Source organism: Arthrobacter horti (genome assembly GCF_030731045.1).
Taxonomy (GTDB): Bacteria; Actinomycetota; Actinomycetes; order Actinomycetales; family Micrococcaceae; genus Arthrobacter_E; species Arthrobacter_E nanjingensis.
On the sequence record NZ_JAVALS010000004.1, the window covers coordinates 157,851 to 179,870 of the forward strand.

Sequence of the window (22,020 nt, forward strand, 5' to 3'; positions counted from 1 at the left end):
GAGGGCAAAGCAGAGGGCAAAGCAGAGGGCAAAGCAGGGAACGCACAGCCGGGCCGCATAGGCTTGGACGAGCATCCCGGACCTGGAAGGACCCCATGAGCGAGCAGTTCCCGCCATCTCCACCGGCACAGCCGTATCCGACGACGCCGGGGTGGGACGTTCCGGAGCCGCGCCGTCGTCGTCGCTTCCCATGGGGTCTTGCCATCGGTGTGATCGTGTTCGGCGCGCTCGGCTTCGGGGCGCTCATGCCCCTTCCGTACGTCATCGAGTCGCCCGGTCCCACCTACAACACGATCGGTTCCGTGCAGGACAAGCGGCTCATCTCCGTGAGCGGTCACGAGAGCTTCACGCCGCAGGGCCAGCTGGACCTGACCACGGTGTATGTCACGGGCGGCCCCAGCGGCCGGGTCACGGCCCTGGACCTGCTGCAGGCCTTCTTCGACTCCAGCAAGGCCGTCTACAACGTGGATGACATCTTCCCCAAGGGAACCACGCAGCAGGAGGAACAGAAGCAGAACGCCGCGGACATGACCAGCTCCCAGGAGAACGCCACGGCGGCGGCCCTGACGGAGCTGAAGATCCCCTTCTCCCAGTCATTCGAGATCGCGGTGACCATGCCCAAGTCGCCGGCGGAGGGGAAACTCAAGGCCGGGGACGTGCTGGAGAGCATCGACGGGAAGCCGGTGGCGACCCTGGCCGAAGTCCGGGACGCGCTCGACGCCTCCAAGGGCAATGCCATCACCGTGGTGGCCAAGCGCGGTTCCTCCCCGGTGACCGTCAAGGTCACCCCCACCAAGGACTCCACGGGCCGGTACGTCATGGGCGTGGGCCTGAAATACGACTTCGACTTCCCGTTCTCCGTGAAGTACCAGCTGGACCAGGTCGGCGGCCCGAGCGCCGGCATGATGTTCACGCTGGGCGTCATCGACTACCTGAGCCCGGGTGACCTCACGGGCGGGAAGCACATCGCCGGGACCGGGACCATCTCGCCGGACGGCACCGTGGGCCCGATCGGCGGCATCGCCCAGAAGATGTTCGGGGCGAAGGCCGCCGGCGCCGGTCTTTTCCTGGCCCCGGCCTCCAATTGCAACGACGTCGTCGGCCATGTCCCCGGCGGTCTGACCGTGGTCAAGGTGGACACCCTCAAGGACGCGCTCGCCGCCGTCGACACCTACGCCAAGGGCGGTGACCTCTCCAAGCTGCCCGCCTGCACCGCAGGCTGAGGCACGACGACGGGTGGCCGGCGTCGTACGCACGTCACCTTGCCGCGGTCGGCCGGAGCCGGGGGACTACGCTGTGATGAAGGGAACCTCGCGGCGTCTTCGCACGTGGAACTGTCGTGACGGGTCCCCGTCCATCACCGCAGCGACGCAACCGACGAGGTACTCAGCGTGTCAGGAACACCCCAGCCCATGTCAGCCTCCGGCCAGCGCCGGCGCCGAGGAGCGTTCGTGCCGACGCTCATCGTGGTCGCCGTGCTGGTGGCCGCGTTCATCTTCTTCGCCAATGTGTGGACTGATGTCCTCTGGTACCAGCAGCTGGGGTACGTGGGCGTGTACCTGACGGAGAACGCCGCCCGGATCTCGGTGTTCCTGGTCGTGTTCCTGATCATGGCCGCGGCCGTCTATTTCTCCATCCGGATCGCCTACCGGGCCCGCCCCGTCTATGCTCCGGATCCAAGCCGGCAGGACAGCCTGGGCCGCTACCAGGCCCAGCTGGAGCCGGTGCGCCGTGCGGTCATGATCGGTCTGCCGGCCGTGCTGGGCCTCTTCGCCGGCACCGCGGCGGCGAGCCAGTGGCCCAGGATCCTCCTCTTCTTCAACCAGGAGTCCTTCGGGCAGACCGATCCCCAGTTCCACCTGGACCTGGGCTTCTACGTCTTCGCCCTGCCGTTCCTGGGCTTCCTCGTGGCGCTCCTGATGACCATCGTGGTGATCGCCGGCCTGGCCGGGCTGCTCACGCACTACCTTTACGGGGCCATCCGGATCCAGCCCCGCGGCGTGTTCTTCAGCCACGCGGCCCGGCTCCAGCTCGGCATCACCGTCGGCGTTTTCCTGGTGCTGCTGGCCGTCAACTTCTGGCTGGGCCGGTACACCACGGTGCAGAACGCCAATGTGGGCCGCTGGGCCGGAGCCCTCTACACGGACGTCAACGCCGTGGTGCCCACACGCGCGATCCTGGCGGTCGCCGCCGCGATCGTCGCGGTGCTCTTCATCGTGGCGGCCGTCATCGGCCGGTGGCGCCTTCCCGTGATCGGCATGGCCATGCTGATCATCACCGCGGTGCTGGCCGGTGGGGTGTACCCGTGGGTGGTCCAGCAGTTCCAGGTCCGTCCCTCGGAGCAGACGCTGGAGAAGACCTACATTCAGCGGAACATCGACGCCACGCGGGCCGCCTACGGCCTGGACAAGATCCAGGTGAAGGATTACAAGGCCACCACGACGGCGACGGCCGGTGCGCTGCGCGGCGACGCGGAGACGGCTGCCAGCATCCGCCTGATGGATCCCAACCAGATCTCCGCCGCGTTCCAGCAGCTGCAGCAGTTCCGTCCGTATTACCAGTTCCCGCAGTCCCTGAACGTGGACCGGTACACGGTCGACGGGAAGACCCAGGACACGGTGATCGCGCTGCGCGAGTTCAACCCGAGTGGCCTGAACGCCAGCCAGCAGTCCTGGTACAACAAGCACGTCGTCTACACGCACGGCTACGGCGTGGTGGCGGCCAAGGGCAACACGGCCACCAAGGACGGCAAGCCCGTGTTCCTTCAGTCCGGCATCCCCAGCACGGGTGTGTTCGGCGATGACAGCAAGTACCAGCCCCGCATCTACTTCGGCCAGAACTCCCCGGACTACTCGATCGTGGGCGGCGCCTCCGGCACCCCGCGCGAGCAGGACCGGCCTTCCGGCCAGGAAGGTGCCGACACCCAGTACACCTTCACGGGCAACGGCGGCCCCAATGTGGGCAATCCGCTGAACAAGCTTCTCTACTCCATCAAGTTCCAGTCCACCGATCTGCTCCTGTCAGACGGCGTGAACGCCGACTCCCAGATCCTGTACAACCGGGACCCCAAGGACCGTGTGCAGAAGGCCGCACCGTACCTGACCGTGGACGGCAACCCGTACCCGGCCGTGGTGGACGGCCGTGTGAAGTGGATCGTGGACGGCTACACCACCAGCAGCGACATGCCGTACTCCCAGCAGTCGCAACTGGACAGTGCCACCACGGATTCTCAGACGGTGTCTGGCCGCAATGCGGCCCAGCCCAGTGACAGCGTCAACTACATCCGGAACTCCGTCAAGGCCACGGTGGACGCCTATGACGGTTCCGTGACCCTGTACGCCTGGGATGACCAGGACCCGCTGCTGAAGGCCTGGCAGAAGATCTTCCCGAACACGCTCAAGCCGATCAGCGACATGTCCGGAGACCTGATGAGCCATGTCCGGTACCCGGAGGACCTGTTCAAGGTGCAGCGGGAGCTTCTGGGCCGGTATCACGTGACCAATCCGGACAGCTTCTACAAGAACGACGACGCCTGGAGCGTCCCGAACGATCCGACCACCAAGAGCAGCGACACCACCACACCGGTGAAGCAGCCGCCGTACTACATGTCCATGCAGATGCCGGGCGAGAGCACGTCCGCCTTCCGCCTCACCAGCAGCTTCATCCCGCAGACGGTGGGCGGCGACGCACGCAACGTCCTCTACGGATTCCTGGCAGCCAACGGCGACGCCGGGAGCACCAAAGGTGTGAAGGACCCCAAGTACGGCCAGATGGAGCTGCTGTCGATCCCGCCCGAGACCCAGGTCCCCGGCCCCGGCCAGGTGCAGAACTTCTTCAACTCCAACACCACCGCCTCCAATGAGCTGAACATCCTCAGCCGCGGCGCCTCGACCGTGGTCTACGGAAACCTGCTCACGGTCCCCGTGGGTGGCGGTCTGCTGTACGTGCAGCCGGTGTACCTGAAGTCCACCGGCGACACCGCTTATCCGACCTTGCAGCGCGTGCTGGTGGCCTTCGGCGACAACGTGGGCTTCGCGCCCACGTTGGACGCCGCCCTGGATCAGGTGTTCGGCGGCAATTCCGGCACCAAGGCCGGCGACGCCGCGAACAACAGCGGCGGTAACACCACGCCTCCGCCCACCACCGGCGGCGGCGCTCAGGGAGGTGGCAGTGCCGCAGACCTGAAGGCCGCGCTCAACGACGCCAAGAGCGCCATCGACGCCGGCCAGGCGGCCCTGAAGAACGGTGACTTCTCCGCGTACGGCGATGCGCAGAAGAAGCTGCAGGACGCGCTGAACCGTGCCATCGCGGCGGACAGCGCCCAGCCGTCCGGTTCCGGGACGGCCAGCCCGGCGCCGTCGTCGACCCCCTCGCCGAGCCCGTCGAAGTAGGCTCACAGCGGCCCGCCGGCCAGACACCGAATGTCTGGCCGGCGGGCGCGCAGGGCACATCGCGGCTGGTGAGACGCGGATCACGTCACCTCGATTTGGCCTGGCGGTCATCGGCCGGTAATGTTAGTGATGCGACGCGGGGTGGAGCAGTTCGGTAGCTCGCTGGGCTCATAACCCAGAGGTCACAGGTTCAAATCCTGTCCCCGCAACTGGCAAGGGCCGGAATGCAGAGAGAAAATCTCAGCATTCCGGCCCTTTTGCTTTCCCTGGACGCCGCGCCGGAAGAGGCCCCTGCGCATTGCGACCCATCTCACAGGCCGCCGAATTGGTCCCCGTGGCCTCAGCGGGTAGTGTTGTCTGTGCGACGCGGGGTGGAGCAGTTCGGTAGCTCGCTGGGCTCATAACCCAGAGGTCACAGGTTCAAATCCTGTCCCCGCAACTGGCAAGGGCCGGAATGCAGAGAGAAAATCTCGGCATTCCGGCCCTTTTGCTTTGCCGGGACCAGGCCGGACCAGGCCGGACCCGGCCGGGACTGGGCCTGGCGCGCGGGCATAGACTTCGGGCTATGAGACCGCCAGCCCCGTGTTCTCCGTCTTCGCGACGCCTCTGCCGGGTCCGCTCATGACAGCGCGGAAGACGCCCTCCGGGGGAGTCCGGACCTCCGGCCGATGGCACCGGGCGGTCCGGTCCGGTGTCGCGGCGGGGCAGGAGACCTTCCGCGGCGTGACGCGCTGGCAGCGAGTCGAAATCACGCTCACCCGGGTCATCGTCTCCGGCCTCTCGCTGATCCTGCCGATCGCCATCGGCGATGCCACCGGCCGGCTGCCCCTCGGCATGCTGGCTGCGATCGGAGCCCTGCTGATGTCGAGCAGCGGTCATGCGGGCACACTGCGGTTCCGGCTGATCGACATGGGTGCCACGCTGATCGTCGGGACTCTCGCCGTGGCTCTGGGCGCGTGGTCGACCGGGCTGCATGCCGTCGCGTCCGCGGTCGTCATCGTGGTGGCGGCGACCGGACTGGCCGCGGTGGGTGGATTTCACCGCACGGCCGCGAAGATCTCGACGCTTGCGACCGTGTTCCTGATGATCGGCGCGTCGACGGGTCAGAGCGCGCCCGCTTCGCTCATCGCGGCCGGAACCGCGGTCGGGGCGGTGTTCGCGGCACTGCTGACGCTCATCGGCCTGGGCGCCGGCGCTCTGCTCGGCCTGCAAGAACCGGTGGAGCCTCCGCCCATGTCACTGGGCGAATCGATCGCCCGGTGGCGTTCGCGGATGTCGACACGTCAGGGCTGGCATTACACCTTGCGGCTGGGCAGCAGCCTTGTCATCGGTGAGCTCTTCGCCGTAGGCCTGCATGGTGCGCACTCGTATTGGATCCCGCTCACGATCGCACTCGTGGTGCAGCGAGATCACAGCACTGCGCTCTTGCGTACCGTGCAACGCGGCGTGGGGACGGCACTTGGAGTGCTCCTGAGCGCCCTGTTCCTGATGCCGGTGCCGGTCTGGGCGGCTCTGATCGCGATCGGGGTGATCGGCGGTCTGAGGCCATATCTGCGCGGTGCGAACTATGCGGCGTACGCCGTCGTGATGACACCCCTGGTGGCCTTGTTCACGGGTCTCGGCCAGGCGATGACGGCGGGGCTCCTCTGGGAACGGCTGATCGACACGTTGATCGGCTGCCTGATCGCGGTGGTGGTGGGCTGGGCCGCCTGGTCCCGCCTGACGAAGGAGACGGCAGCCGCTTCATGACCTCACCGGCGATCCGTCGTGCTGGGATCGATGAAGGGCCGGCATGCGTGAAGGGCCGGGTGCGGAGGAATCCCCACACCCGGCCCTTCAGAGCCGGCGGCTGCCGGCGCCGTGTCCGGTCACGGCATCGCCGCTGCCTTCACGAGCGCCGGGACGAACGCGGCAGCGTCGGGTGTGCCGAGACCCGTCACGGCGTCCCAGCCGGTGCCGGCCGAGTAACCCGGGATTCCGCTGCCCGCCTGGACGTTGTCACCGTCGGCGACGTCGAACAGCGAAGTGGAGAGTGCAGGATCATTCGCCAGCCGGTAGAGCGCCGGGTTGATCTGCCCGAGGTTCTTGCCGGCGTACTGGTCCGCGATGGCCACGATGCCGGCGAACATCGGCGACGCCGCGGAGGTGCCGCCGACGATGTAATAGCCGCCGAAGCCCGGAGCGGTGTCCAGGACCACGACGCCGGTGCGAGGCGCGGCGTCCATCGAGATGTCCGGGACGCCGCGGGCACCGGACGGGATCGCGGCGGAGCCTGCAGGCAGCTGGTCCTGGTAGGCCGGGCGCTGGAACACATGGCTGAAGCCGCCGCCGGAACCGTTCCAGGCCGTCTCACGCTGCCCTGGGAATCCACTGCACGCCGCCGGCAGATGCGTGGAGTCCACCATGGTGCCGGTCTGCGGGTCGGTGCACAAGTTCGTGCCGCCCACGCCCGTCACGAGGGGATCGGAGGCCGGCCAGCCGACTTCCGGGGTGGGGAGCAGCGTGCCACCGGTCTTCACCGGCGTCTTGGTGGTGCCGGTGCTGCCGTTGTCACCGGAACTGGCCAGGAAGGTCATGCCCTGTGCCGTGCCGGAGATGAACGCGTGACGCAGGTTCAGCAGGGACTGCGTGGAGGCGAAGGAACCCTCCGCGGCGCCGAAGCTCTGGGTCACGACGTCGGCCAGGTGGTTGTCCACCACGTACTGTTCCGCGTTCATCATGTTCGGCAGGCCCTGCACGCCGAGCGTCTCGGCGGTGGGAGTGGTGACCAGCAGGATGTTCGCGTCGGGTGCCGTGGTGTGCGCGTACTCGATGTCCAGCGCGACTTCCAGGGACCAGGCATTGCTGGCCTCTTGCCCGGGAGACTGACTGGTGGCCGGGGGAGCCTTCACCTGGTGATTGCCGAATTGGAGGGTGGAGAAAGTGGGCATGTCCGGCTTGCAGGCCACGTCCGGCATGCCGCACATCTCCGGAAGGCCGTAGGCGGCGCTGAAGGTCTTCAGATCGGCCGCGGCCTGGTCATAGCCGAAGGAGTCGACGATCGCGATCGTCTTGCCTTTGCCCGTGAAGCCTTGCGCGTACAGGGCCGGAAGGTTGTAGGAGTTCTGAATGCCGGACGGGACGAACCGCCGGCCCCTGGAGGTGTAGCCGGGGCCCGGAGGGGCATCCGCAGCGGAGATGTATTCCGCCCCTGCGGGAAGGTGCTGCTGCACCGTGGGGTAGAAGGGAGTGTTCGCCGGACCCGTGGGCGAGGCTGCGGCGGCGCTCACGATCCAGCCGGCGACGGCGACGCTGATCCCGAGTGCAAGCGCAACGGTGGGCTTGCGGGATCCTGAAATCGACAACATGAAGCTCCTTTCGGGCGGCAGCTTCCGGCCGTCCGTGGGGTGTGGAACTGTGATGATGCGGCAATCCCTGTCCGGAGCCCCCCAAGGCGTTCGATCCGCTCGACCGGCACTGGATGTGCGGGTCCAGCGGACAGGAACCACGGTCAATCTACACCTGTGCGCGTCCCCAGGACAGAGGTTTTGAAAGATTCGTTTGACGTGCATCACCCCCTGACCGGGGCGAGGGTGGTAAGCATTGCGGGTGAGTATTCTGCGCCTGATCTCCTCCGGAGACGCCCCGCCGCTGACAGCGCTCTTGCAGGAGAGCCGTGAGCACCTGGCTCCCTGGGACCCGATCCGCCCGGAGCGGTTCTTCACGCTGGAGGGCCAGCAGGAGGAGGTCCGCCACGCCTTGCGTGCCCACGCGGACGGCACACGGGTACCGTTCGTCATCCTGGACGACGACGGCGCGGTGGCGGGCCGTCTGAACATCAACAACGTGGTGCGTGGGGCCTTCGAGTCGGCCAGCCTGGGCTATTGGGTGGCCGCCGGGCGTGCCGGCGGGGGACTGGGTACCCGGGCAGTGGCCCGGGCCGTCACGTACGCCTTCAGCACGATGGCGCTGCACCGTCTGGAAGCGGGGACGCTGCTGCACAATGAGGCGTCCCAGCGGGTGCTCCTGAAGAACGGCTTCACCGAGTTCGGTGTGGCGCCCGGGTACCTGAACATCCAGGGCCGCTGGCAGGACCACCGCTTGTTCCAGCGACTCAACGAGGCCTGAAACGGGCAGGGCCCTTCCGGAACGTCAATGGTTCCGGAAGGGCCCTGCCGCGCTGGAAGCGGTTCAGAGGCGGTCGAACTCCGCCTCGTCCACGGTGCCGGCGCCGGCCAGCGGCTTGGCCGCGGGGGAGGCCGGGGATCCGGTGATGGCGGCGTTGCCGCCGCCGGACTTCAGAGCTGCGAGACGTGCCTCGATCTCCGTCTGCTCGCCCAGGTCCTCCAGCTGGTTGAACTGGGCGTCCAGGCTGGACGCCGCGAGTTCCTGCTGGCCGAGGACCTTGGCCTCCTCGCGACGGATCTTCTCCTCGAAGCGGCCCACCTCGCTGGTGGGATCCATGATGTCGATGCTCTTGAGGGCGTCGTTGACCTGGGTCTGCGCCTGGGCGGTCTTGGCGCGGGCCACCAGCTCGTTGCGCTTGGCGGTCAGCTCGTTGAGCTTGCCGCGCATCTGCTCCAGGCCCGTCTTGAGGCGGTTCACCACCTCGGTCTGTGCCGCGATGTTGGGCTCGGCCGCCCGGGCCTCGTTCTCCGAGGTCATCTGGCGCTGGATGGCCACCTTCGCCAGACTGTCGAACTTCTCGGCATCCGCGGCATTGCCGGCCGAGCGGAACTCGTCGGCCTTGCGGGAGGCCGCCAGGGCCTTGTTGCCCCAGTCCTGCGCGTTGCGCACATCCTCGGCGTGGTCCTGCTCGAGCATCCGGAGGTTGCCGATGGTCTGGGCCACCGCGGACTCCGCCTCGGAGATGTTGCTGGAGTAGTCCCGGACCATCTGGTCCAGCATCTTCTGGGGGTCCTCGGCAGAGTCGAGCAGGGCGTTGACGTTCGCCTTGGCCAGCTGCGCGATGCGACCGAAGATGGACTGCTTTGCCATGGTGTTACCTTTCGTGTTGCCCCTGGACACCGGCGGTGAGCCGCCGTGGCCCTGATGGACGCTTGAGTTGATGAGCTCGATTCATTCTGGACGTGGGTTCAGAAGCTTCCGCCGCCGCCGGAGTCGCCGCCCCAGCCGCCACCGGAATCACCGCCGCCGAAGCCGCCGCCCCAGCCACCGGAGTCCCCACCCCAGCCTCCTCCGCCGCCCCAGCCGCCCGAGTCGTGGTGGTTCCCGCTGTTGAGGATGGAGTTGATGAGGATGCCGCCCAGGATGGCGCCGCCCATGCCGTTGCCGCCGAACATCCCGCCACGCTGGTTGACACCGAAGTCGTTGACGTCGGACTGGGCCAGCTGGGCCGCCTGGCCGGCCAGCGCGTTCGCCTGATTGGCGTAGTTGAGGGCCTGGACCGGGTCGTTCTGGGAGATGGAGATGGCGTAGTCGAGGTTCCGCTGCGCCTCGGCGAGGCGGGTACGGGCCTCGGTGCCGACAGCGCCGCGACGGGCCGCGATGTAGTCGTTCGTGGCGCTGATCTGGGACTGGGCCGTGACGATGCTCTGCTGCAGCGACGCCCGTGCGCGCTGGGCCTGTTCCTGCTGATCCCGGATCCCGGAGAGGACCGTGTCCAGGGACGAGGTGGCGGTGGAGAGAGCTCGCAGGTCCGAGACAGGATCCAGATGACCGTCCTGGTACCGGCCCTTGACCTGGGCCAGGGCTGCTTCGACGGCACCGATGGGGCCGCTGAGCTCGGGGTGCGCGCCGGACTGGGCGTACGCGTTGGCCTGGGTGAGGTCCTGAGTGGCCTGGGAGACGGCGGAGTCCAGCTGGGCCTTGGCGGCCGCCAGATTCGAGTCGACCGAGGAGATCGCGGTGACCAGGTCCATGGACTGGCCCAGCGCGCCCTGCGCGGCCTTCACAGCGACGGCGGCCTGGCCACTGTTGCCCTGCTGGAGCAGCTGGGTTGCGCCGTCCAGCGCGTTTCCGACGAATCCGAGACGTTCCCGGGCCTGCGCGATGTTGTCATGGACCGGGGCGAGCGCCGAGTGCGCATAGCCCTGACGGAGGGTCTCCAGCTTGGCTTCTGCACCGTTGACCGTCTGGAGGGCGGCGGCGGCATCGGTGCGGAGCCGCTCCACGGTGGCGGGGGCGTTCTTCTCCAGCTCGCGCAGGGAGTCGAAGGCGGCCTGCTGGTCCTTCAGGGAGGCGGCCACCGCCTCCGAGTTCTGGATGATCTGGGTGAGCCACTCGCGCTGCTGCTCCGGGGTGTCCGGGATGTGGTCGTCCAGCTGCTGCTGCAGTTTGAAGGACTCGGTCATGCGGCCCTTCGCCTGGCTGAGTGCGGCGGAGAACTCGGCTACGGAGTCCGAGCCGAACTCCGCCTCCGCGAAACCGATCTCCTGTTCGCTGGACTTGATGGCATCGTCCGCGGCGATCAGCAGCGGGCCGCTCTCGGCCCGAAGCTGGTCGATGCTCATGAGCCGCAGGCGGTCCTGCTCGGTGGGCGCGTTCTCGATGCCGGCCGCCTGAGCGGCCCGACGACGACGGCGCATCAGCCAGAACGCTCCCGCGCCGCCGGCCGCGATCACCACGGCGCCCACCACGAACGGGGTGGCGCCGGGGCCGGAGAGCTGCTTGTCGGTGGTCTGCGCCACGGCGACGGCCGCCGCGGTGAAGTCGGGTTTGCCTCCGACAAGCTGATCACGTCCTGCCTGGAGGATCGCATCGCGCTGGCTGGTGCTGATGGTGCTGCCGGGCCCACGGCTCAGGTAGTACTTCCCCTGTGAGTAGGCGACCGCGTACAGCATGTCCTTGGCGCCCATGCCCTTATCGGTCGCGACCTTGGTGGACCAGGCCTGCGGATCGCCCGGGTTGGTGAAGGTGTCAACCACCACCACATACAGCCTGATCTTCTGGTCCTTGTAGAGCTTGTCGATCGCAGCCTGGACCTTGCCGGAGTCGAGCTTCTGGCCGGGATCCACGATGGTCTGGCCTGCCCCGATCGTGACGGGGTCCGCGGCCTGTGCCGCGGATGTCCCGAGGAGTGCGGGCGCCAGGAGGCCGAGCCCCAGGGCAAGCGCCATCCGGGCCTGTTTCAACAGGGTGCGCATCGGTAACCTTTCAGCTGTCACGGGCCCTCGATGAGGTGGACCCGTCCCGTCACGTCCCCCAGCCGTACTGCCCAGCCGTTGGCCGCTCAAGGCTTTTCCTTGATTCTAGGCACGCCCTGAAATGGGCGTCCAACAGCTGAACTCCGCCCACGGCGAAATGGTTCCCGTGCCTGTCGCACGGGCCACCTAGGCTTACAGCAAACAGTCAGGTTGTGCTTTCAGTCCGCTCAGACTCCTTGGGAATAGTGGAATGCAGAACACATCACTCGAAAGGCAGAACGTTGAGCGAGAACCCCAGCACAGGTCACGACGAATCCACCACCCCGGAGCCCGGGGCGCAGCAGCACCCCACCACCGAACTGCCGCAGACCACCGAACCCACGCAGGCCCTGCCGAGCCACCCGGTCCCGCCGGCAGCCGAAGCGCGGTACCCCGAGCCCCAGTACTCTGAGCCCCAGTACTCCGAACCGCAGTACGGTGTGCGCCTTCCGCAGGAGGAGCCGTACGGCCAGACTCCGGCCCAGCCGCAGTACGGGGCCCCGGCCTACGGCGCACAGCAGCCCCCGCAGCCCGGCTACGCTCCGGGCTCCGGCACCCCGGACTCCGCCCAGACACCGTCGTCGTCGCAGCCCTTCTACGGGCAGCAGAGCGGCTACGGCCAGCACGGGGTGCCTCAGCACGCCTACCAGCCGGCCCAGCCGAAGACCGCCCGGAAGGTCGGCGTCGGAACGCTCATCGCGGCCGTCCTCGCGGCAGGGCTGGTGGGCGGCGGCGTGGCCGCCGGCATCGGGGCGGCCACGAGCGGCCAGCAGACCGCCACCTCCCAGCCCGCCACGAGCGGGCAGGGCATCGTCATCAACAACAAGGACAGCGTCACCGCCGTCACGGCGGCCGCCGCGAAGGCCGCTCCGAGTGTGGTGACCATCGCCGCCACCGGCGGCAACTCCTCAGGCACCGGCTCAGGAATCGTGCTGGACGATCAGGGTCACATCCTGACCAACACCCACGTGGTCACCCTGGACGGCGCCACGGCGAGCGCGACCATCCAGGTGAGGACCAGCGACGGCACCGTCCTGAACGCCACCGTGGTGGGCATCGACCCGCTGTCCGATCTGGCGGTGATCAAGGTCGATCCCAAGGGCCTGACCCCCGCGACGCTCGGTGATTCCTCCAAGCTCAACGTCGGTGACACGGCCATCGCGATCGGTGCACCCCTCGGCCTGAGCAACACGGTCACGGACGGCATCGTCTCCACCACCAACCGCACCATCTCCGTCCAGTCCTCCGCGGTGCCGTCCAACGGCAGCGACGGCTCCAGCCAGAACGGCAATGGCAACGGCTACAACTTCGCCCCGCCGAACGGCGGCCAGAGCAACAACAGCGGTTCGGGCGGCTCGGTCTACCTGAACGTCATCCAGACCGACGCCGCGATCAACCCGGGCAACTCCGGCGGCGCCCTGGTCAACGGCCAGGGCGAGGTGATCGGCGTCAACGTCGCCATCGCCACCGCGGGCAGCGGCAGTTCGGGCGACAGCAGCAGCTCCGGGAACATCGGCGTCGGCTTCAGCATCCCGATCAACTACGCCAAGAGGATCGCGAACGACATCATCCAGAACGGCAAGGCCACACACGGTCAGCTCGGCACCACGGTGCAGAGTGCTCCGGCAGGGTCCGGCAGCGCCTCCGCCTTCTCCGACGGCGGCCAGGTGGTGAACGTGACGTCCGGTTCGGCGGCCGACAAGGCCGGCATCAAGAAGGGTGACATCATCACCAACTTCGCAGGCTTCGCCGTTTCCGACTCCCAGGAGCTCACGGCGGCGGTCCGCGAACAGCCTGCCGGCAGCACGGTGACCGTAAAGCTCCTGCGCAACGGCAAGAGCATGGACGTGCAGGTCACTCTCGGGGCCGCACAGTCCTGACGGCCGGCATGCAGAACGCCGGCAAGGGCCGGTGGTCATGGTGACGCACCATGACCACCGGCCCTTGCCGGTCTGCCGTCTGTGGCAAGCTTGGACATGCAGCCGACCGCCGGCAGGCCACGCAGTGCCGCGGGCCGGGACGTCTGCCCGCCGCATGCGGTGGATCCCGTCAGCCAGCGCCTGATACCGAAGGCCTGCGTGAGAACACTTGTGGGAGAACCATGAAGATTGTGGTCTTGGTCAAGCACGTGCCGGACGCCCAGTTCGACCGCCACCTGTCTGGTCCCGGCAACACCGTGGACCGCTCGGAGAGCATCCTGTCCGAGCTGGACGAGTACGCCCTGGAGGCTGCCCTGCAGCTCAGCGAAGCCCGTGGCGGTGAGAAGGGCGGCAACAGCGTGATCGCCCTGACCATGGGCCCGGACGGAGCCGCCAACTCCATCAAGAAATCCCTGCAGATCGGCGCGGGGGAGGGCTACCACCTCAGCGACGCCGCTCTGGCGGGCTCGGACGCCGCCGCCACTTCGCTGGCGCTCTCCGCGGCCCTGAACCGCATCGCCCAGGACGGCCCCATCGACCTGGTCATCGGCGGGATGGCCTCCACCGACGGCGAGACCTCCCTGGTCCCCGCCCAGCTGGCCGAGCGCCTCGGCTGGGCCTACCTGGGTCATGCCAAGTCGGTCGACGTGGACGGCGATTCCGTGACCGTGAACCGTGAAGTGGACGGTCACGCCGAAATCCTGCAGGCTTCGCTGCCCGCCGTGGTGTCCGTGACGGACCAGATCAACGAGCCGCGGTACCCCAACTTCAAGGGCATCATCGCCGCGAAGCGCAAGAAGACCCACCCCCTGTCCCTGTCCGAGGTCGGCCTGGACGCCTCCGCCGTGGGGACCCAGGGGTCCCTGACCGTGCTGGACGAGGCCCAGGAGCGCCCGGCCCGCACACAGGGCACCATCATCACGGACGAGGGCGACGCCGGCATCAAGCTGGTGGAGTTCCTGGCCGCCGAGAAGCTGATCTAGCGCCACCAGGAGCGAATCATGACCAACGTCCTTGTCGTCATCACCAGCCCCGATGGCACGCTGAAGAAGAACCAGCAGGAACTCCTCACCCTCGGCCGCAGCCTCGGTGACGTGTCCGTCGCCCTGACCGGCGACGCCTCGGCAGCCGCAGCGGCAGCCGCTTATGGCGCGTCCGTGTCCTACACCGCGCCGGAGTCCCTGGGCTCCTACGGCGCCTCCGCCCAGGCCGCCTTCGTGGCGGAGGCCGTCTCCCGCTCGGGCGCCGCCACGGTGCTGCTGGAGAACACCGTCGCCGCCAAGGAGACCGCGGCCATCCTCGGCGTGAAGCTGGGCGCCGGCGTCGTGACCGACGTCGTGAGCCTCGCCGCCGACGGTGCCGCCACCAAGTCCGTGCTCGCCGGCGCCTACACCACCGTGGCGCGCTCGCGCGGCGCCGTCGCGGTCCACACTGTGAAGTCCCACGCGGTGGAACCGTCCGAGGCCCCTGTCGAGGGCCGTGTGGAGGCCGTCGAGCTGCCGGAGTCGGCGTTCGCGACGGCGGCCCGCGTCCTCTCCCGGGAGGCGAAGCCCAAGTCCGGCCGTCCGGAGCTGTCCGAGGCCCGCATCATCGTGGCCGGCGGCCGCGGTGTGGACGGGGATTTCGGCCCCGTGGAGGAGCTCGCCGACCTGCTCGGCGCCGCGGTGGGCGCCTCGCGCGTCGCCACGGACAACGGCTGGATCGGCCACGACTCCCAGGTCGGCCAGACCGGTGTGGTCGTCTCCCCGCAGCTGTACATCTCCGCGGGCATCTCCGGGGCCATCCAGCAGAAGGCCGGCATGCAGACCTCCCGGGTGATCGTCGCGATCAACTCCGACGAGGACGCCCCGGTGTTCGAGATCGCCGACTTCGGCATCGTGGGGGACCTGTTCCAGGTCCTGCCGCAGGCCAGCGAAGAACTCCGCCGCCGGAAGGGCTGAATCCTTGAGCATCACCCATCACCCGTTCGCCTTCACTCCTCGTGAGGGCGGGCGGGTGCTCTGCTTCACCGCCCACCCCGACGACGTCGACTTCGGCGCCGCGGGCACCATCGCCGCCTGGACGGCGGCCGGCGTCGACGTCGTCTACTGCGTCATGACCGACGGCGACGCCGGCGGCTTCGAGGCTGAGGAGGACATCGCGTCCCGGCGCCTCGAGGAGCAGCGGCGGGCGGCCGCGCTGGTGGGCGTGAGCGAGGTGCACTACCTGCACGAGCGTGACGGGTACCTCGAGCCGGGCCATCACGTCATCGCGCAGGTCGTGGCGCTGATCCGCCGGTACCGGCCGGACGTGGTGCTGACCATGCATCCGGAGCGGAACTGGGACCGCCTGCAGAAGAGCCACCCGGACCACCTGGCGGCGGGGGAGATCGTCACCCGTGCCGTCTACCCGGCCGCGGAGAACCCCTTCGCCTACCCGGAGCTCGAGGAGCAGGGCCTGAAGGCGTACAAGGTGCCGCAGCTGTGGTTCATCGCCGCCCCTCTGGAGCGGGAGAACCACTTCGTGGACATTTCCGGCACGGTGGACGCCAAGCTCGCCGCCATCCACATCCACGCCTCGCAGCATCCCGACCCTGAGGCGATGGATGCCGAGGTCAGGGCACAGCTGGCGGAGAACGGCCGGCGCGCCGGTGCCGTGCCGGGCGTTCTCGCCGAGGGCTTCCACGTGGTGGTGGTCAACGGCTCGGACACCTTCGCCGGCTTCTAATAAATGTGATTTAAATCTCCGCAAGGTCTTGCGTCAGATCTCTCGGGGGGTCTAGAGTTCAGGGGTATTAAATAGTATTTATTCCTCTGAAGGGCAGACCTCAATGGAGAAGACTGCAATCGAGCATCCCGTGCTTGTGGTCATGGGCGTCTCGGGTTCCGGCAAATCGACCGTCGCCGGGTTCCTGGCCGGCTCGCTGGGCTGGGAGCTCGCCGAAGGCGATGACTTCCACCCGGCGGCCAACGTCGCCAAGATGGCCGCCGGCCACCCGCTCACGGATGACGACCGCTGGCCCTGGCTGGACACCATCGCCGGCTGGATCAAGGACCGCGACAAGCTCGGCGAACCCGGCGTCGTCACCTGCTCGGCGCTGAAGAAGCGGTACCGCGACGTTCTGCGCGGGCCCAACGTCGTCTTCGTCTACCTCCACGGGCGCAGGAATCAGATCGCCGACCGCCTCCAGGCGCGCCACGGCCACTTCATGCCCCCGGAACTCCTCCAGTCCCAGTTCGAGGCCCTGGAGGAACCCACCCCGGATGAGAACGTCCTGATCGTGGACATCGAGGGAACCCCCGCAGAGGAAGCGCACCGCATCATCGACGGACTTGGCCTGAAAGCCACCGCACACGGAGAGAACACCATCTGATGAACACCACGGCGTGGACTGGGCACGACACCCAGCTCATCATCGTGGCGCTGCTCGGCATCGCCGCGATCGTCCTCCTGATCACCAAGCTGAAGGTCCACCCCTTCCTGGCGCTGGTCCTCGGCTCCGCCTTCGTGGGCCTCGCGTCCGGCGTCGAGCTCGGCAAGGTCATCACCAACTTCGAAACCGGCGTGGGCGGTGTGCTTCAGGAGGTGGGCCTCCTGATCGCCCTGGGCGCCATGCTCGGCAAACTCCTGGCGGATTCCGGCGGCGCCAACCGCGTGGTGGACACCCTTCTGGAGAAGGCCAGCGGCAAGAAGCTGCCGTGGATGATGACCCTGGTGGCCGTCATCATCGGCCTGCCGATGTTCTTCGAGATCGGCCTGGTCCTGCTGCTGCCCGTCATTGTCCTGGTGGCTCAGCGCTCCAAGCTCAAGCTCATGCGCATCGCGATCCCGGCGCTCGCCGGCCTGTCCGTGCTCCACGGCCTGGTCCCGCCGCACCCCGGTCCCCTCGTGGCCATCGCCGCTCTGAAGGCCGACCTCGGCCTGACCCTGATCTTCGGCCTCACCGTGGCGATCCCCACGGTGATCATCTGCGGCCCGCTCTTCTCCCGCCTCGCGGCTCGCTGGGTGCCCGTGGAGGCCCCCGCCGTCGCCGGTGGCATCGACACCTCTCACGGCCCGGACCTGTCCGAGGTCAAGCGCACTCCGAGCTTCGGCATCACCCTGCTGACCATCATCTTCCCGGTGGTCCTCATGCTCTTCAAGGCGATCGTGGACATCACCACCCCGGCCAAGGGCGGACCCTGGATCCGCACCTTCGCCGACTTCATCGGTGAACCTCTGGTGGCCATGACCCTGGCCGTCCTCCTGGCGATGGTGACGTTCGGCTACGCGGTCGGCTTCACGGGCAACAAGATCACCTCCAAGCTCGGCGCGAGCCTCGGCCCCATCGCGGCGATCATCCTGATCGTGGGCGCCGGCGGCGGCTTCAAGCAGACCCTCATCGGCGCCGGTGTGGGCGACGCCGTGGCCAAGTGGGCCACCGGTGCCAACATCTCGGTCCTCGTCCTCGGCTTCCTGATCGCCGTCGCGCTGCGCCTGGCCACGGGCTCCGCCACCGTCGCCACTGTGACGGCAGCGGGCATCGTGGCACCGCTGGCGGGAGGCCTGTCCCCGGCCCACGCCGCACTGCTGGTGCTCGCGATCGGCGCGGGCTCGCTGTTCCTGTCGCACGTCAACGATGCCGGCTTCTGGCTGGTCAAGGAGCTCTTCGGTCTCACCGTGGGCCAGACCTTCAAGACCTGGTCCGTCATGGAGACCCTCATCTCGGTGGTCGGTTTCGTCTGCGTGATGCTGCTGTCCTTCGTGGTGCCGTAGCAGGACCCCGGACACGACGGCTGGTCACCTTCGCTGGAAGGTGACCAGCCGTCGTCGTACTCCCAGCCGTTGAGTGCTCACTTGTGGTGCCCTGGAGCTGCCGCAACCCACCACGACTGAGCACTCAACGTGGAAGGTGCTTCAGAGCTGCGCGCCCTGGAAACCGTTCTGCCGCCAGGCCTCGAACACCGCGATCGACGCCGAGTTGGCCAGGTTCAGGGAGCGCCGCGAAGGCACCATGGGCAGCCGGACGCGGGCCGTCACGTGCGGATCCTGCTTGACCTCGGCCGGGAGCCCCACGGATTCCGGCCCGAACATCAGGACGTCGCTGGGCAGGTAGTCGACGTCGGTGTAGGAGGTCTCGCCGTCGCTCGTGAAGGCGAAGACGCGGCGGGGCTTGAGGGCGTCCCAGGCGTCCTGGAGGCTCTTGTGGACGGTCACCACGGCCAGGTCGTGGTAGTCCAGCCCGGCGCGCCGCAGTTTGGCGTCCTCGAAGTCGAAGCCCAGAGGTTCCACCAGATGGAGCTCCGCTCCGGTGATGGCGGCCAGGCGGATGGCGTTGCCCGTATTGCCCGGGATTTCAGGGGTGTAGAACAGGATGCGGAACACGAAGCCATCCTAATGTGCCGGGCCCCCGGCGGCTCAGTGCATCCCGCGGACCAGCCGGGCCAGGGACGGCACGTGCACCGCATTGGGCTGGGGCCCGTTGCCCAGGAACTCGCGCAGGCCACGAATGGTGCCGGCGGCGTTGCCCACCTCGACCAGTCCTGAGGAGCCCGGCCGGCGGTCGATGACCGGATCGTGGAGGTTGTCGTCCGGGCCCAGCACCATGGTCCACCCGGTCACGTGAAGCTCGGGGAAGAGGTCCTGGATGTGCCGCACCGAGTGGGCCAGCAGCGGCGGGAGGACGGACCGCCCACCGTGGAGGAGCCGCTCCCCGTCCCAGGCGTACGCGCCCGCGGGAAGGGCCATCGAGTCGACCAGGGCCAGGCGGTACCCGGCCAGGATGGCGTGATCGATGTACGTCCTGCCGTCAGGCGCCTTCAGACCGTTGACCAGGCGGGCGGAGGGCTGTGGCGCGACCACGTGCCGAAGCAACAGGGACATGGCCCGCTGCTCCCGGCGGATGCGTGCCTCAGCCCCGAAGATCCCGCGCTTTCGGGGCATGCCGTGCATCTGCAGCCGTGCCACCTCGTCCGGGAGGAGCCCGCCTGGACGGCCGAGCGGGGGAACGAACACCGCGGGATCCGTCGCCTTCGCACGGGGGCCGGCCGGGCGGCTCGTCGTGTGGGCCGTGGCGCCGGACTCCCAGACGCCGCGCTCGCCGTCGCGCTCTGCGGCGGGGCGTCCCAGGGCGCCGTAGCCGGCGTCGTACGCCGCGCGGGCCTTCTCATCGACCAGCACCTCATACGCGCGGGTGACCGCCCGGAAGCGTTCCGGATCGCCGCCGTGGTCCGGATGGGTGATCCGTGCGGCCTTGCGGTAGGCGACCTTGATCTCCTGGGTGCTCGCCGTCACGGCGACGCCCAGGACCTCGTAGTGCGATGCGCCTCGCGCTGCCGCCATGAACGTTCCCCTCCTGCTCTCGGACGGAGCGTTCGTCCGCTTCCGGTTGATCTGCAACGAACCGTGAACCGGAGTGGTTCCGTTTGTGCACAATAAAGCGTGATGAATCGGAACCGCACCGTCAAACCGGGCCTTCCCGACGGCCGTCGCGTCCTCCTGGTGGTCAATCCCGCGGCCGGTGGGGCGGACGGGTTCCGGCGGGCCCGGCTGGCCGCAGAGGTGTTCCGGGCCGCCGGAGCGCAGGTGACCGTACTGGAACCGGCCGTCCCGGACGGGCTGCCGGAGCTGCTGGACCGTGCGGCGGACGACGCCGACGCGCTCGTGGCCGTGGGCGGGGACGGCCTGGTCCAGTGCGTCGCCGAGGCGGCCCTACGCCGCGGGCTGCCGCTGGGGATCGTTCCGGCCGGTACGGGGAACGACGCCGCCCGGGCGCTTCGGCTGCCAAAGCATCCCCGGGCGGCGGCGCGCCGGGCGGTGGCGGGCTGGGCGAACGGAGGGCGGCCGGCCGACGTCGCGCGCGTAACACTGTCCGACGGCGCCGTGCGGCACTTCCTCACGGCGCTCGCCGCGGGCTTCGACGCCGTGGTCAATGAACGCGCGAACTCGTGGCGGCGGCCGCGCGGCGGCCTGAAGTACGTGCTGGCGCTGCTCGCCTGCCTGCCGTCCGTGCGGCCGGTCCGGTACCGCCTCAGGGTGCACGGCGTGGCGGAGGAGACGACGGCGGTGATCCTGACCGTGGCGAACGGTCCCAGTTTCGGCGGAGGGCTGAGGATCGCCCCGGCCGCACGGCTGGACGACGGCGCCCTGGACCTGGTGACGGTGGACCCGATACCCCGCCTCGCCCTCCTGACGGTGTTCCCCCTCGCGTTCGCGGGCCTCCATGTGCTGCATCCGGCCGTGCACATCCGGCGGGTCCGGCACGTCACGATCGTGTCCGGCGGGCCTCGCTGCTACGCGGACGGGGAGCCGATCGGCCTGGCGCCCCTGGAGGTAGACGTCCTGCCGGGAGCACTCACGGTCCTCGCCTGACGCAGACTTAAACTGGGACCGTGCCTGTATACCTCGATCACGCCGCCACCACCAGCCTGCACCCCGCCGCCCTCGCCGCGATGATGGACGCCCTGGCACGGACCGGCAACCCGTCGTCGCTCCACAGCGCAGGGCGCCGGGCACGCCGCAGCGTCGAAGACGCGCGGGAGACGCTGGCGAAGGCCGGAGGCGCCCATCCGTCCGAGGTCATCTTCACCTCGGGCGGCACCGAATCGGACAATCTGGCCGTCAAGGGGCTCTACTGGCAGCGCCGGGCGGAGGACCCCCGCAGGACCCGCATTCTGTGCAGCACCGTGGAACACCATGCCGTGCTGGACACGGTGGAGTGGCTCGCGAAGCATGAGGGCGCGGAGATCGGCTGGCTGCCCGTGGGCTCCGACGGGGTGCTGGACCTCGACGCCCTGGCCGCAGAGCTGGCGCGGGAACCGGAGACGATCGCCCTGGTGACCGTCATGTGGGCCAACAACGAGGTGGGTTCCCTGCAGCCGGTGCGCCGGGTGGTGGAGCTGGCTGAGGCGGCCGGCGTGCCGGTGCATTCGGACGCCGTCCAGGCCTTCTGCGCCGTCCCGGTGGACTTCCGGGCCTCCGGACTGGCCGCCATGAGTGTGAGCGGGCACAAGATCGGTGGGCCGGTGGGCGTGGGCGCGCTGTTCCTCCGCCGCGACGTGAAGCTGGTGCCCGTGCAGCACGGCGGCGGCCAGGAACGCGACGTGCGCTCCGGCACCCTGGACGCGGCGTCGATCGTCGCCTTCGCGGCGGCCGCCGCGGCCTGCTCGGACGTGCTCGACGACGACGCGCGGCGGGTCTCCACGCTGCGGGACCGCCTGATCGCCGGAGTCCGCGAAGCGGTGCCGGAGGCGATGCTGCGCGGTGCGCCCGGCGACGGGCGGCTTCCCGGCAGCGCCCACTTCACCTTCCCAGGCTGCGAAGGGGACTCGCTCCTGTTCCTGCTGGATATGGCCGGCGTGGAGAGCTCCACGGGATCCGCCTGCACAGCGGGTGTGCCACGGCCGTCCCATGTGCTCCTGGCGATGGGCCTGGACGAGGAGACAGCGCGCGGCGCCCAGCGCTTCACCCTCGGCCACGACTCCACGGACCAGGACGTGGACGCCCTGCTCCGCGCGCTGCCGGGCGCCTACGCCCAGGCCCGCAAGGCCGGGATGGCCGGACACGAATCGAGCATCCAGACCGCGGGCACCGTGGGGCGCCGGACAGAGGCCTGAGCTGACAGGGCTT

General features: G+C 68.7%; 17 protein-coding genes and 2 tRNA genes. 14 read left to right on the forward strand and 5 right to left on the reverse strand.

The features are described 5' to 3' along the window. Nucleotides 1-95: 95 nt before the first annotated feature. The 5 genes from Q9R02_RS08515 (at nt 96) to Q9R02_RS08535 (ending at nt 6,140) form a co-directional block, all read left to right on the forward strand. Nucleotides 96-1,223 (forward strand): YlbL family protein, encoded by a 1,128-nt coding sequence (locus tag Q9R02_RS08515; RefSeq protein WP_305996240.1) that lies wholly within the window; start codon nt 96-98, stop codon nt 1,221-1,223. A gap of 189 nt (nt 1,224-1,412) precedes the next feature. After that, entirely contained in the window at nt 1,413-4,391 is a 2,979-nt protein-coding gene (locus Q9R02_RS08520; protein WP_305996241.1) for a UPF0182 family membrane protein, read from the forward strand. A gap of 135 nt (nt 4,392-4,526) precedes the next feature. Then, a tRNA-Met gene (locus tag Q9R02_RS08525) sits at nt 4,527-4,600 on the forward strand. Between the two features lie 156 nt (nt 4,601-4,756). Next, nucleotides 4,757-4,830: transfer RNA gene (locus Q9R02_RS08530), tRNA-Met, on the forward strand. Between the two features lie 182 nt (nt 4,831-5,012). Then, nucleotides 5,013-6,140 (forward strand): FUSC family protein, encoded by a 1,128-nt coding sequence (locus tag Q9R02_RS08535; RefSeq protein ID WP_305996242.1) that lies wholly within the window; start codon nt 5,013-5,015, stop codon nt 6,138-6,140. 119 nt (nt 6,141-6,259) lie between these two features. On the opposite strand, the gene Q9R02_RS08540 is transcribed toward Q9R02_RS08535, so the two are convergent. Beyond that, on the reverse strand, nt 6,260-7,738 hold the full coding sequence (locus Q9R02_RS08540) for a S53 family peptidase (RefSeq protein ID WP_305996243.1): 1,479 nt from the start codon (nt 7,736-7,738) through the stop codon (nt 6,260-6,262). A gap of 241 nt (nt 7,739-7,979) precedes the next feature. Between Q9R02_RS08540 and Q9R02_RS08545 the strand changes: the two genes are divergently transcribed. Then, nucleotides 7,980-8,498, forward strand: coding sequence for a GNAT family N-acetyltransferase (locus Q9R02_RS08545; protein ID WP_305996244.1), 519 nt, complete (start codon nt 7,980-7,982; stop codon nt 8,496-8,498). A gap of 63 nt (nt 8,499-8,561) precedes the next feature. Here the strand turns inward: Q9R02_RS08545 and Q9R02_RS08550 are convergent, their stop codons facing one another. Continuing rightward, the gene (locus tag Q9R02_RS08550) at nt 8,562-9,368 is read right to left on the reverse strand and encodes a PspA/IM30 family protein (RefSeq protein WP_305996245.1); all 807 of its coding nucleotides are present in this window, start codon (nt 9,366-9,368) and stop codon (nt 8,562-8,564) included. Between the two features lie 98 nt (nt 9,369-9,466). Beyond that, nucleotides 9,467-11,476, reverse strand: a complete 2,010-nt coding sequence (locus Q9R02_RS08555) for a TPM domain-containing protein (RefSeq protein WP_305996246.1) — start codon at nt 11,474-11,476, stop codon at nt 9,467-9,469. A 281-nt stretch (nt 11,477-11,757) separates the two neighbouring features. Between Q9R02_RS08555 and Q9R02_RS08560 the strand changes: the two genes are divergently transcribed. The 6 genes from Q9R02_RS08560 to Q9R02_RS08585 all read left to right on the forward strand — a co-directional run bounded on the left by Q9R02_RS08560 (nt 11,758) and on the right by Q9R02_RS08585 (nt 18,168). After that, entirely contained in the window at nt 11,758-13,395 is a 1,638-nt protein-coding gene (locus tag Q9R02_RS08560) for a S1C family serine protease (protein ID WP_305996247.1), read from the forward strand. Between the two features lie 221 nt (nt 13,396-13,616). Further along, nucleotides 13,617-14,417, forward strand: coding sequence for an electron transfer flavoprotein subunit beta/FixA family protein (locus tag Q9R02_RS08565; protein ID WP_305996248.1), 801 nt, complete (start codon nt 13,617-13,619; stop codon nt 14,415-14,417). A gap of 18 nt (nt 14,418-14,435) precedes the next feature. After that, a complete protein-coding gene (locus tag Q9R02_RS08570; RefSeq protein ID WP_305996249.1) occupies nt 14,436-15,374 on the forward strand; it encodes an electron transfer flavoprotein subunit alpha/FixB family protein in 939 nt (312 codons plus the stop codon). A 4-nt stretch (nt 15,375-15,378) separates the two neighbouring features. Continuing rightward, nucleotides 15,379-16,140: a PIG-L deacetylase family protein gene (locus tag Q9R02_RS08575; RefSeq protein ID WP_305996250.1), complete on the forward strand. Its 762-nt coding sequence runs from the start codon at nt 15,379-15,381 to the stop codon at nt 16,138-16,140. A gap of 103 nt (nt 16,141-16,243) precedes the next feature. Beyond that, nucleotides 16,244-16,786, forward strand: coding sequence for a gluconokinase (locus Q9R02_RS08580; RefSeq protein WP_305996251.1), 543 nt, complete (start codon nt 16,244-16,246; stop codon nt 16,784-16,786). Then, a complete protein-coding gene (locus Q9R02_RS08585; RefSeq protein WP_305996252.1) occupies nt 16,786-18,168 on the forward strand; it encodes a GntT/GntP/DsdX family permease in 1,383 nt (460 codons plus the stop codon). The genes Q9R02_RS08580 and Q9R02_RS08585 overlap by 1 nt, the downstream gene beginning before the upstream one ends. A 141-nt stretch (nt 18,169-18,309) precedes the next feature. On the opposite strand, the gene Q9R02_RS08590 is transcribed toward Q9R02_RS08585, so the two are convergent. Further along, nucleotides 18,310-18,777: a tRNA (cytidine(34)-2'-O)-methyltransferase gene (locus tag Q9R02_RS08590; RefSeq protein WP_305996253.1), complete on the reverse strand. Its 468-nt coding sequence runs from the start codon at nt 18,775-18,777 to the stop codon at nt 18,310-18,312. Nucleotides 18,778-18,810: 33 nt separating this feature from the next. Continuing rightward, a complete protein-coding gene (locus tag Q9R02_RS08595) occupies nt 18,811-19,734 on the reverse strand; it encodes a J domain-containing protein (protein WP_305996254.1) in 924 nt (307 codons plus the stop codon). A gap of 102 nt (nt 19,735-19,836) precedes the next feature. Between Q9R02_RS08595 and Q9R02_RS08600 the strand changes: the two genes are divergently transcribed. Both Q9R02_RS08600 and Q9R02_RS08605 read left to right on the forward strand, forming a co-directional pair. Then, nucleotides 19,837-20,763: a diacylglycerol/lipid kinase family protein gene (locus Q9R02_RS08600; protein ID WP_305996255.1), complete on the forward strand. Its 927-nt coding sequence runs from the start codon at nt 19,837-19,839 to the stop codon at nt 20,761-20,763. A 20-nt stretch (nt 20,764-20,783) separates the two neighbouring features. Beyond that, nucleotides 20,784-22,007, forward strand: coding sequence for a cysteine desulfurase family protein (locus tag Q9R02_RS08605; RefSeq protein WP_305996256.1), 1,224 nt, complete (start codon nt 20,784-20,786; stop codon nt 22,005-22,007). The last annotated feature ends 13 nt before the right edge of the window (nt 22,008-22,020 follow it).